Origin of the sequence: Dietzia sp. NCCP-2495 (assembly GCF_026011735.1) — a bacterium.
GTDB lineage: Bacteria > Actinomycetota > Actinomycetes > Mycobacteriales > Mycobacteriaceae > Dietzia.
Map to the genome: position 1 here is coordinate 1 of NZ_BRVN01000028.1, position 11,018 is coordinate 11,018.

Annotated in this window: 9 protein-coding genes; 6 read left to right on the forward strand and 3 right to left on the reverse strand. The window is 66.9% G+C overall.

The window, feature by feature from the left end:
• Positions 1-100: 100 nt before the first annotated feature.
• The 5 genes from dnaA (at position 101) to gyrB (ending at position 7,833) form a co-directional block, all read left to right on the forward strand.
• Positions 101-1,606 carry a chromosomal replication initiator protein DnaA gene (gene dnaA, locus OPF83_RS15680; RefSeq protein ID WP_375546281.1) on the forward strand — a complete coding sequence of 502 codons (1,506 nt, stop codon included), beginning with the start codon at positions 101-103 and terminating at the stop codon, positions 1,604-1,606.
• An 828-nt stretch (positions 1,607-2,434) separates the two neighbouring features.
• Positions 2,435-3,610: a DNA polymerase III subunit beta gene (gene dnaN, locus OPF83_RS15685; protein WP_264888555.1), complete on the forward strand. Its 1,176-nt coding sequence runs from the start codon at positions 2,435-2,437 to the stop codon at positions 3,608-3,610.
• A 23-nt stretch (positions 3,611-3,633) separates the two neighbouring features.
• Positions 3,634-4,947, forward strand: a complete 1,314-nt coding sequence (gene recF, locus OPF83_RS15690) for a DNA replication/repair protein RecF (protein ID WP_264888556.1) — start codon at positions 3,634-3,636, stop codon at positions 4,945-4,947.
• The gene (locus OPF83_RS15695; protein ID WP_264888557.1) at positions 4,944-5,495 is read left to right on the forward strand and encodes a DciA family protein; all 552 of its coding nucleotides are present in this window, start codon (positions 4,944-4,946) and stop codon (positions 5,493-5,495) included. Before recF ends, OPF83_RS15695 begins: the two co-directional genes overlap by 4 nt.
• Before the next feature lie 214 nt (positions 5,496-5,709).
• Positions 5,710-7,833, forward strand: a complete 2,124-nt coding sequence (gene gyrB / locus OPF83_RS15700; protein ID WP_264888558.1) for a DNA topoisomerase (ATP-hydrolyzing) subunit B — start codon at positions 5,710-5,712, stop codon at positions 7,831-7,833.
• A 129-nt stretch (positions 7,834-7,962) separates the two neighbouring features.
• Here the strand turns inward: gyrB and OPF83_RS15705 are convergent, their stop codons facing one another.
• The 3 genes from OPF83_RS15705 to OPF83_RS15715 all read right to left on the reverse strand — a co-directional run bounded on the left by OPF83_RS15705 (position 7,963) and on the right by OPF83_RS15715 (position 9,767).
• On the reverse strand, positions 7,963-8,187 hold the full coding sequence (locus tag OPF83_RS15705) for a helix-turn-helix transcriptional regulator (RefSeq protein ID WP_264888580.1): 225 nt from the start codon (positions 8,185-8,187) through the stop codon (positions 7,963-7,965).
• A 125-nt stretch (positions 8,188-8,312) separates the two neighbouring features.
• Positions 8,313-8,936, reverse strand: coding sequence for a hypothetical protein (locus tag OPF83_RS15710; RefSeq protein WP_264888559.1), 624 nt, complete (start codon positions 8,934-8,936; stop codon positions 8,313-8,315).
• A 480-nt stretch (positions 8,937-9,416) separates the two neighbouring features.
• Complete coding sequence (locus tag OPF83_RS15715) at positions 9,417-9,767, reverse strand: putative quinol monooxygenase (RefSeq protein WP_264888560.1); 351 nt, start codon at positions 9,765-9,767, stop codon at positions 9,417-9,419.
• Between the two features lie 101 nt (positions 9,768-9,868).
• Here OPF83_RS15715 and OPF83_RS15720 point away from each other — a divergent pair, with 101 nt between their 5' ends.
• On the forward strand, positions 9,869-10,939 hold the full coding sequence (locus OPF83_RS15720) for an alpha/beta hydrolase family protein (protein WP_264888561.1): 1,071 nt from the start codon (positions 9,869-9,871) through the stop codon (positions 10,937-10,939).
• The last annotated feature ends 79 nt before the right edge of the window (positions 10,940-11,018 follow it).

The following is an 11,018-nucleotide window of genomic DNA, read 5'->3' on the forward strand; positions in this document are numbered from 1 at the left end:
CCTGTGCACGTGCCTGTGGATACAGTGTGTGTCCTGTGGAACGGATCCAGCCGGCCCAAAACGACGACGCCCGACGCCAGACGAGAGGAGACCGCCCACCGTGTCTCCTGAGCTCGAACACGTGTGGGCTGCGGTCCTCGACAGGTTGACCGACCCGGAACTGGCCAGTGACGACAACCCGGTTCTCTCCCGTCAGCAGCAGGCATGGCTCCGGCTCGTGCAGCCGATAGCAGTTGTCAACGGTTTCGTGATGATCGCTGCACCGTCGACCATCGCGCGCGACAACATCGAGTCCGTCCTCCGTGGACCGATCACCCGCGCCCTGAGCTCACAGCTCGGAGAGCCCGTCGATCTCGCGGTCAAAGTCGACACCTCCCTCGCCGGCACCCAGGTCGCGGTGGACGAGGACGGCGCATCGGACATCGATGTCGATGAGATCTACCGCTCGGAACCCGAAGAGGAAAAAAACGACCAGGCCGCGCGACCGACCCGGATGACCGAGGAGCAGATCGCGGCCGAGCGGCTGCTCAGCGGCGGCGAACGCGACGAGGCACTCTCAGCGGCGACCGCACCCGGTCTCAACGAGCGATACACCTTCAGCGGATTCGTCCAGGGGAACTCGAATAGGTTCGCGAGGGCCGCGGCACTCGCGGTCGCCGAGGCGCCGGCGCGGGCCTACAACCCACTGTTCATCTGGGGAGAATCAGGACTGGGGAAGACCCACCTCCTCCACGCGATCGGCCACTACTCGCTTCGGATGTACTCAGACCAGAAGGTCAAGTACGTCTCAACCGAGGAGTTCACGAACGACTTCATCAACTCGGTCCGTGACGGCCGTCAGAACATGTTCAAGAAGCGATACCGCGAAGCGGACATCCTTCTCGTGGACGACATCCAGTTCCTCATCGGCAAAGAACAGGTGCAGGAAGAGTTCTTCCACACGTTCAACACGATCCACAACGCCCAGAAGCAGATCGTCATCTCCTCCGACCGGCCCCCGAAACAGCTGCAGCATCTCGAGGATCGACTCCGGACCCGCTTCGAGTGGGGACTGATCACGGACATCCAGCCGCCTGAGCTCGAGACCAGGATCGCCATCCTCGACAAGAAGGCAAAATCCGAGGAATACGAGGTCCCGCGGAGCGTCCTGGAGCTCATCGCCACCCGTGTCCAGCGCAATATCCGCGAGCTCGAGGGGGCGCTGATCCGCGTCGTCGCGTTCGCTTCACTCAACGGCCACGAGATCGATGTCCCGCTGGCCGAGGTCGTGTTGCGTGACGTCGTGTCCGACGACGACTCTCTCCAGATCTCCGCAGCGACGATCATGGCGGTGACGGCGGAGTTCTTCTCGACCAGCATCGATGAGCTGTGCGGCACCTCCAAGACGCGGTCGCTGTCGCGCGCGCGACAGATCGCCATGTACCTGTGTCGCGAGCTCACCGATCTCTCGCTTCCCAAGATCGGCGTGACGTTCGGCGGCAAGGACCACACCACCGTCATGTACGCCCAGCGCAAGATCCTCCGCGAGATCAAGGACGATCGACGCACCTACGACCAGATCCAGGAGCTCACCGCCCGGATCCGCGAGCGCTCACGCGCGATGTGACGTCGTGTCTCGGTGGGCCGCTCGCCTCCGAGCCGATGCACCCGAGCCGCGAATCAGACCGGGACACCCGCTGCACGCACCCAAACCAGAGAATCGGGCCGTAGGTTTGCCTGTCCCGCTATGTACCCGGCCCTCACGCGGCCGCTCAGCCCCATTCTGACCCGTACAACGCCACGCAGAGCCATACAGAGCCGCCGAAAAGCGCCCAAAGACGCCAGAACCGGTCAGTGAGGGCCTGAGAGCGTTGCACCACCCCGACATACCCGCCGATTCGCCGGTTCGGAGCACCTCCGGGGCCCGTGGTGCCGGCGCGCACGACGCGCTACACGCACTCGCACACGAGCCGCGCGCACCCGGTCGCACGCTGAGTGCACCCGGTCAGGCGCTGACACACTGACAACATGGCTCCAGATCACACCTTTCACAGCTGTGGATAAAATTGTGGGTTCCTGTGGACGAACGGTGGACAGAGGGTGGACCGATTTCTCTCATTCCACGGCCCCCTCGAAAGTAATCACAAGAACTGACAGCTACGTCCACACGCTGAAATCGGCCGAGACCTGTGATTACAGGACCCGGCTCACAATTTCACAGGACCTACTACTACCTCTTATCTCTTTCAAGAGTTCTTGTAAGAAGTAGGGATGTGGAACGGCGAGCCTGCTTGACCGGATTACACCCCTACCGTGTGACCCATGTCGGTCCGAGCGGTTACTCTCATGGAGACGTCCCGGCGCCTCGCGACGGAATGCGTCACACGCTTGCCCCAACAGACCAATAGTCCAGACACCTGATGCAGGTGTCCGCCCTGCCTGAAAGAGGTCATCGATGGAGATCACGGATCCGACGTTCCGCGTCACCCGCGAGGACTTTGCGGATTCCGTGGCCTGGGTGGCGCGGACACTGCCCTCCCGCCCGTCGGTGCCGATCCTCGGCGGAGTCCTGCTCGAGGCCGACTCGGGTCTGACCATCTCGGGCTTCGACTACGAGACGTCCGCGCAGGTCGCGGTCCCTGCCGAGGTCACCGAGCCGGGAAGCACGCTGGTCTCGGGCCGGCTCCTCGCAGACATCGCTCGTGCACTGCCCGATCGTCCGGTCGAGGTCACGGTCACCGCGCAGAAGATGTACATCACCTGCGGCTCGGCGAAGTTCACGCTGCCGACGATGCCGGTCGAGGACTACCCGCAGCTGCCGACGATGCCGGAGGTCACCGGCTCCGCGCAGGTCGAGGCGTTCTCGGAAGCCGTCGCCCAGGTCGTCGCGGCCGCGGGCAAGGATGACACCCTGCCGATGCTCACCGGTGTACGGATGGAGATCGAGGGACCGAAGGTCACGCTCATCGCGACCGACCGTTTCCGGCTCGCCATCCGTGAGTTCGAGTGGGAGCCGACCCGCCCGGATGTCGCGGTAGAGGTGCTCATCCCGGCCAAGGCGCTGTCCGACATCACCCGGTCCGCAGGCGGCAGTGGCCGCGTCGACCTGAGCCTGGGCGCCGGCGCCGAGGTCGGCGCGGACGGGATCCTCGGTGTCCTCGTCTCCGGCCAGCGCACCACCACCCGCCTGCTCGACGCGGAGTTCCCCAAGGTCCGGCAGCTGCTGCCGGCCCAGCACACCTCGATCGCGGTCGTCGACGTGGACGCGCTGGTCCAGGCCATCAAGCGCGTGGCCCTGGTCGCCGACCGCGGTGTGCAGGTCCGGATGGCGTTCAGCGAGGGTGAGCTCGCGCTGTCCGCCGGTGGCGATGACGCGGCGCAGGCGAACGAGACCCTGCCGGTCGATTTCGTGGGCGAGCCGCTGACCATTGCCTTCAACCCGGGCTACCTGCTCGACGGTCTGGGAAGTGTCCACGCCTCGCGCGTGGCGTTCGGCTTCACGCTGCCCAGCCGACCGGCCGTGCTGCGTCCCGCACCCGAAGAGCTCCCCGAGGTCGGAGCGGACGGGTCGATCGCACCGATCGAGACCGATCACACCTACCTCCTCATGCCCGTGCGCCTGCCGGGCTGACGCCCGCCGTGAGCTGAGCAGGCATGCACCTGCGTCACTTAAGACTTCTGGATTTCCGCTCCTGGCCTCTGCTCGAACTGAACATGGAGCCGGGCGTCACCACGCTGATCGGGCGAAACGGCCACGGGAAGACGAACGTCCTCGAGGCGATCGGCGTCCTGTCCACGCTGCGCTCACATCGCGTCGCCGGCGACGCGCCGATGATCCGGTCGGGGACCGAGACCGCACTCATCGGCGCGCTGGCCCACAACGCCGGCCGGGAGCTCACGGTCGAATTGGCCCTGAACTCGGGAAAGGCCAACCGCGCCCGACTCAACACCTCGCCCAGCCGGCGCCTCGGCGACATCCTCGGCGTGGTCCAGTCTGTGCTGTTCGCGCCCGAAGACCTCGCGCTCGTGCGGGGCGAGCCGGCCGAACGTCGACGCCTCCTCGACGAGCTCATGTCGCAGCGACGGCCGGCGCTCGGGAGAGACCTCGGTGACTACGCGTCGGTGTTGCGTCAGCGCACCGCGCTCCTCAAGTCCGCCTCCGGTGCACTCCGTCGGGGTCGACCGGAGGAATCAGCTGCGGTCCTGGACACCCTCGACGTGTGGGACGGCCGTCTCGCCGAGATAGGGGCGCGGATCGTCTCCGGCCGTGTCGCTCTCCTCGAGCAGTTGCGTCCCCTCGTCGTCGACGCCTATCGCTCCCTCGCCCCCGAGTCACGCCCCGCCGACCTCACCTACCGGTTCCGCGTCGCGTCCCCGCCCGCGGAGGGCGAGCTGACCGACCCCGAGTTCGTCGAGGCGCTCCTGCTCGCCGAGTTGGGGTCGCGGCGACGAGACGAGATCGACCGGGGGCAGTCGCTCGTCGGACCGCATCGGGACGACCTGATCCTGACCCTCGGCGACGAGCCGGCGAAGGGCTTCGCGAGCCACGGCGAGACGTGGTCGTTCGCGCTCGCGCTGCGTCTCGGTTCGCTCGAGTTGTTCCGCGCCGACGGGATCGAACCGGTGCTCCTCCTCGACGACGTGTTCGCGGAACTCGACCGTCATCGCCGTGCCGCGCTGGCTCAGGTGGCGGCCGGCGTGGAGCAGGTTCTCATCACCGCGGCGGTGGGGGAGGATGTGCCAGGTGGGTTGCGCGGGGCCCGTCATGACGTCGTGATGACGGGCGAGGGGCCGGATCGTCACTCCGCGATGACACCGTCACCACGGCGCTCCGACACCGTCCCGGAGGCGGGCGACAACGGCGTCGTGGGCAGCGCGGGACCGGCCGTCGGCGACGCGGGAGGAACCGACGGTGGGGAGTATAACGACGACGACAACACCGATTTCGGAAGCGAGGAGCAGCTGTGACCGGGAATTCTGGTGGGTCCGCAACACCGTCTGACCAGCCGCAACGTGGTTATGACATCGCCAAGCAGGCGTTGGAGGAAGCGCGAGCCCGGGCGCGGGCGGAGGGCAAGCAGGTGGGTCGCGGGCGTTCCGGGCCCGTGGGTGGTGGCCGTCGACTGCGCAGGCGCGGGTGGACCGGATCGGGCGATGACCCGTGGGACCCGCAGCCGCTCGGCAAGCTCTTCGGGCAGGTGGCCAAGAAGCGGGGGTGGGGCGACAAGGTCACGACCGGTCGACTCTTCGCGGAGTGGGGCCGGATCGTGGGCGAGGACGTCGCGGCGCATGCGACTCCGGAGCGGCTCGAGGAGGGGATCCTCTATGTCCGGGCCTCCAGTACGGCCTGGGCGACGCAGCTGAGGTTGATGTCGGCGGACATCCTCCGCAAGATCGCCAAGGCGATGGGTCCGGGCCACGTGCGCCGGTTGAAGATAGAGGGCCCGGAGAAGCCGAGCTGGCGCAAGGGACCGCTGCACGTCTCGGGTCGGGGGCCGCGGGACACGTACGGATAGGCGGCCGGGCAGCGGGATCCGGACATGGCGAGGGCGCCGAGATCGCGCCGCTGAGGGCTTTGGCGGCGCCACGCGGGACCCCCTTCCGATGGCGATGTCGACCGCCGGAGAGCAGTCCTGAGGGCCCGTGACGGCGCGCCAGCGGACATCGATCGGGTTCCCGCAGGTAGACTTGCTGCGTTCCACAGTTCCCCGAGACGCGAGGAGTTCGCACGTGGCGGACGCCAGTAGCAAGGCCGACAACAAGGGCTCGACCGATTACGGTGCATCGTCGATCACCGTCCTCGAAGGGCTCGAGGCTGTCCGGATGCGTCCGGGTATGTACATCGGCTCGACCGGGCCGCGGGGTCTGCATCACCTCATCTGGGAGGTCGTCGACAACTCGATCGACGAGGCGATGGCCGGGCACGCCACCGGCGTCCAGGTCACGATGCACGACGACGGCAGCATCGAGGTCATCGATGACGGTCGAGGCATCCCGGTCGAGGTGCACGAGTCGGGGATGCCCACCGTCCAGGTCGTCATGACCCAGCTGCACGCCGGCGGCAAGTTCGACTCGGATTCGTACGCGGTCTCGGGCGGTCTGCACGGCGTCGGTATCTCCGTGGTCAATGCGCTGTCGACGCGCGTCGAGGTGCAGATCAAGCGTGACGGTCGTCTGTGGAAGCAGAACTTCGAGAAGGCGGTGCCGGCTGAGCTCGTGGACGCGGGTCCCGCTGAGGGCACCGGCACGCGGACCCGCTTCTGGGCCGATGGGTCGATCTTCGAGACCACGGAGTACGACTTCGAGATCGTCGCCCGCCGTCTCCAGGAGATGGCGTTCCTCAACAAGGGCTTGACCATCACGCTGATCGATCGGCGGGCCCGGGCCGAGGGGGACGCGGAGCTCGAGGCGATCGCGGACAGTGAGGGCACGGGCGACAGCTCACCCGGCTCCGACGAGGGCTCGGATGTCGAGCACGCTGTCGACGCGGAGCAGGCGTTCGTCGAGGGCGCGGCCGACGCCGCGGCGCCGGAGAAGGCGGAGACCTCTGCGAAGGTCCGCGAGCGCAAGCGCACCTTCCATTACCCGGACGGTCTCAAGGACTACGTCACGGCGATCAACAAGTCCAAGACCGCGATCCACCCGACGATCCTCTACTTCGAGGGCAAGGGGACCGGCCACGAGGTCGAGGTCGCGATGCAGTGGAACTCCGGCTACTCGGAGTCGGTCCACACGTTCGCCAACACGATCAACACTCACGAGGGCGGTACGCACGAGGAGGGCTTCCGCTCCGCGCTGACCTCGCTGGTCAACAAGTACGCGCGCGACAAGAAGCTGCTCAAGGAGAAGGACCCCAACCTCACGGGTGACGACATCCGGGAGGGCCTCGCCGCGGTGATCTCCGCGAAGATCGGCGATCCGCAGTTCGAGGGCCAGACCAAGACCAAGCTCGGCAACACCGAGGTCAAGGGCTTCGTCCAGCGACAGGTGTCCGAGCACGTGGGTCACTGGTTCGAGGCCAATCCGGCCGAGGCCAAGACGATCGTCAACAAGGCCGTTGCTTCGAGCCAGGCGCGCGTCGCCGCGCGTAAGGCCCGCGAGATGGTGCGTCGCAAGTCCGCCACCGACATCGGCGGCCTGCCGGGCAAGCTCGCCGACTGCCGGTCCAAGGATCCGGCCAAGTCCGAGCTGTACATCGTGGAGGGCGACTCCGCCGGTGGCTCGGCCAAGTCGGGCCGCGACTCGATGTTCCAGGCGATCCTGCCGCTGCGCGGAAAGATCATCAACGTCGAGAAGTCGCGGATCGACAAGGTCCTCAAGAACGCCGAGGTCCAGGCCATCATCACGGCCCTGGGTACCGGCATTCACGAAGAGTTCGACATCGACAAGCTGCGCTACCACAAGATCGTCCTCATGGCCGATGCCGACGTGGACGGTCAGCACATCGCGACCCTGCTGCTCACGCTCCTGTTCCGCTTCATGAAGCCTCTGGTGGAGAACGGCTACGTCTACCTGGCGCAGCCGCCGCTCTACAAGCTCAAGTGGGGCAAGGGCGAGCCGGACTTCGCGTACTCGGACCGCGAGCGCGACGAGCTGCTCAAGATCGGCCTGGAGAACAAGCGCAAGATCAATGTCGACGACGGCATCCAGCGCTACAAGGGCCTCGGTGAGATGAACCCGAAGGAGCTGTGGGAGACCACCATGGACCCGACGGTCCGCACGCTCCGCCAGGTGACGCTCGAGGACGCGGCCGCCGCGGACGAGCTGTTCTCGATCCTCATGGGCGAGGACGTGGACGCGCGCCGAAGCTTCATCACCCGCAACGCCCGCGACGTCCGCTTCCTCGACGTCTGACCGGTCGCTTTGTCGCAAATCCGCTACTCAAAAGCCACATCCGCTACCCCAATTCCGGTAGCGGATGTGGCTTTTGAGTAGCGGATTCCTTGGTGGGCGGACTCGGGGGTGACAGGTGAGCTGACCCGGTCACGCCGGCTCGCCGACGGTGAGCAGGTCGCCGGGCTGGCAGTCGAGCTCGCGGCACAGGGCGACCAGTGTGCTGAACCTGATGGCCTTTGCCCGGTCGTTCTTGAGCACCGACAGGTTCACCACGGTGACGCCCACCTTCTCGGCCAGCGCAGAGAGTGTGAGGCCCCGCTCGTAGAGCAGGCGGTCCAGATGGCACCGGACCACGAGCTCGGTGTCGCCCAATTTGGTGTCGCCCAATTTGGTGTCGCCCACCTCGGTGTTGTCCGGGCCGGTGTCGTCCAGATCGGAGTCGGCTTGGCCGGTGTCGGCCCGTGCGATATCGCCCAGATCCTGATCGGCTCCTGACATCAGACGAGTCCCTCGGCGTTGTGTCGGGCGACCGTCTCGCTCCGGACCAGGGCAAAGACGAGTCCGAGTGCGATGCCGGCGATCGGGAAGGCCGTGGTGAGCGGATCATTCCAGGTCCGTCCTGCTGAGCAGCTCGTGTACAGCTCCAGGCACGCGGAGACGCCGGCGCCGGTGAGAACGTTCGCCCCGATGAGGCCGATGATCCCGGCGACGAGCACCACGATGATGGCGACGACCTTCGCCCGGTTGCCCAGTTCACGGCCCGGTCGGAGCGACCTCATCACGACGGTCACGGCTGCGAGCATGACGAGCACCGCTATGAGCTCGAGGACGGTGCCGACGACGACGCCGGTCGTCGCCGCCGAGCCGAGCTGATCGACCGGGACCGTCGTGGTCAGACCCAGAAGTTCTGTGCCAGCAGGGCCGGACAGCTCGTCAGGCCGGGACAGGGTGAGCGTCACGGAGTCGCCCAAGGCGAGCGAGATGAGCCTGGTGATGAGCGGCGCGAGCACCCAGAGACCCACGGCGGTCGCGCAGATGTATACCCAGGTGGTGACCCCGCGCCGGTCGGCATCGGGGCGGCAGTCGGTGGTGGTGGAGGGTGTGCGGTTCGTCCTGGACATCGGGTTCCCCTATCGATTGTCGTTGTTATCGAAGAACGATAATCACGATAATCGATATGCGGAGACTGTCAACCCTTGATTGCAAACCGGCGGGGTCTAGCCGTTGTCGTCGTCGTCGATGTCGTCGTCACACTCACCCATCCGGCCCCACACCCCCGTCCCACAACGCTGGTGGCGGTACCTACCGCCCACCGTGATTCGAACTTGCGTTCCAGCTTAGCGGAAGCGGCCATATATAGCAATAGTGTTCGATACGCAAATCAATCGAATTTTTGGATCTCGATTCACGCGCTGGCGCCGAGGACTGGAGAAGGGAGCCGGAGGGGAGGGGAGAGGAAAGGAAGCGGAGGGGCGAAGGGGAGACCTGGAAGAACAGAGAGGGGAGAAACAGCGGTGGCAGAGAGGAAAGGCGGAAGTAAGAGCCGGGAAGAGCGGTACGCAGACGAGAAGCGCTGAAAACGCGACCGGTGCACCGAGGCGCTATGGCGTCAGCGGACCGACCGTGTCCTGCGCCGGGTCCTTGGACCAGAGCGGCTCCACCGGCTCGACCTCGGGCGGACCGGCGAGCAGGTCGCGGGACTCCTCGAGATACTTCAGGTACGCGGGATTTCCGAGGAACCGCTGGGCATCCGCGGCGCTCCGATAGTGCTGGAAGATGAGCAGCTCGTCCGGATCGGCGAAGGAGGCGCACAGCACATAGGCGACGTGGCCGTCGTTGTCCGTCACCGCCTCCGGCATGTTCCGGCGCCACGCCTCGATCAGCTGATCCCGACGGCCCGGAACGGCCTTGTGTCGCAGGACCGAAGCGTGGGCGGTGGGACCAGAACTCATATCCCGGACTCTAGTCGCCGAGGCGCGTGGGCGACCGCGACCGCTCGGAGCCCGAGCACGGGGGATATGAAAAGTGAAGCAATCAAACTAGAGTGAGCGGTGTGACTCGTCGTCGTCGTACTCTCCGTTCCGCCGCCACGAACCGCGCCGTCGCAGTTTTCACCACGGTGGCCCTCGCCGTCAGCGGACTGGGCCTGCCCACCGCCGGCGCGCAGTCCGCACGCGGCGTCGACACCTCCACGGCGCTCGGCTTCACCACCACCCCGCGCCCCACCGCACCGCCGCCGGCAGACACGTCCCGGCCGCAGATCCTGCGCGTCCAGCCCGTCGAGGGACGCAAAGTGCTCGCCGACGTGTGGTCGCCGTCCATGAACAAGGCCGTCCCCACGTTCCTGCTCCTGCCCCCGAACCCCGGACCGGCACCGCTACTCGTCCTCCTCAACGGCGTCGGCGGCGGCGAGGACCACGTCGGCTGGGCGTACCACACGGACTACGAGCAGTTCTTCGCCGACAAACAGGTCCTCGTGGCCAGCCCCGAAGGCGGACGGTTCAGCCTCTACACCGACTGGCAACACCCCGACCCCGTACTCGGGGTGAACCGGTGGCATACGTTCCTCGACGACGAACTGCCCGCCGCCCTGGCCGGGGGATACGACCTGAACGGCACGCGCGGCGTGATCGGGGTGTCCATGTCCGGCGGACCCGCACTGACCCTCGCCGCGACCAGTCGACACCACTACGCCGCGGCCGCCTCCCTCTCGGGATTCCCCGAGGTCTCCACCCCCTTCGGCCGCGCCGCCATGGCCGCGATGGTCGCCCGCGGCGGCGGCAACGTCTTCAACGCCTGGGGCCCGCCCGGCGACCCCGCATGGGTGCACAACGATCCGTCCCACAACGTCGAACGGCTGCGCGGCACCGCCCTGTATCTGGCGTCCGCGCCCGGCAACCCCGGCCCCAACGACCAGCCCGAGATCGGATCGGCCACCTACTCCATCGGCGCGGGCACCGAACTCGCCTCCGACCTCGGCACCCGACACATGGCCGACGCGCTCCGGGCCGGGGGAATCCCCTTCACCTACGACCGCTACGACAACGGCGCCCACACGTTCGCCCTGTTCAACCGCGAGCTGCGCGATTCGTGGCGCGTCGTGGGACCGGCGCTGGGGGCCTAACGCGCGGTACCGGCGCGGTCCCGGCCCGGCCCACGCCGGGAGTCCACGGGGCACACCGGCGACGGTTTTCGGAACCACC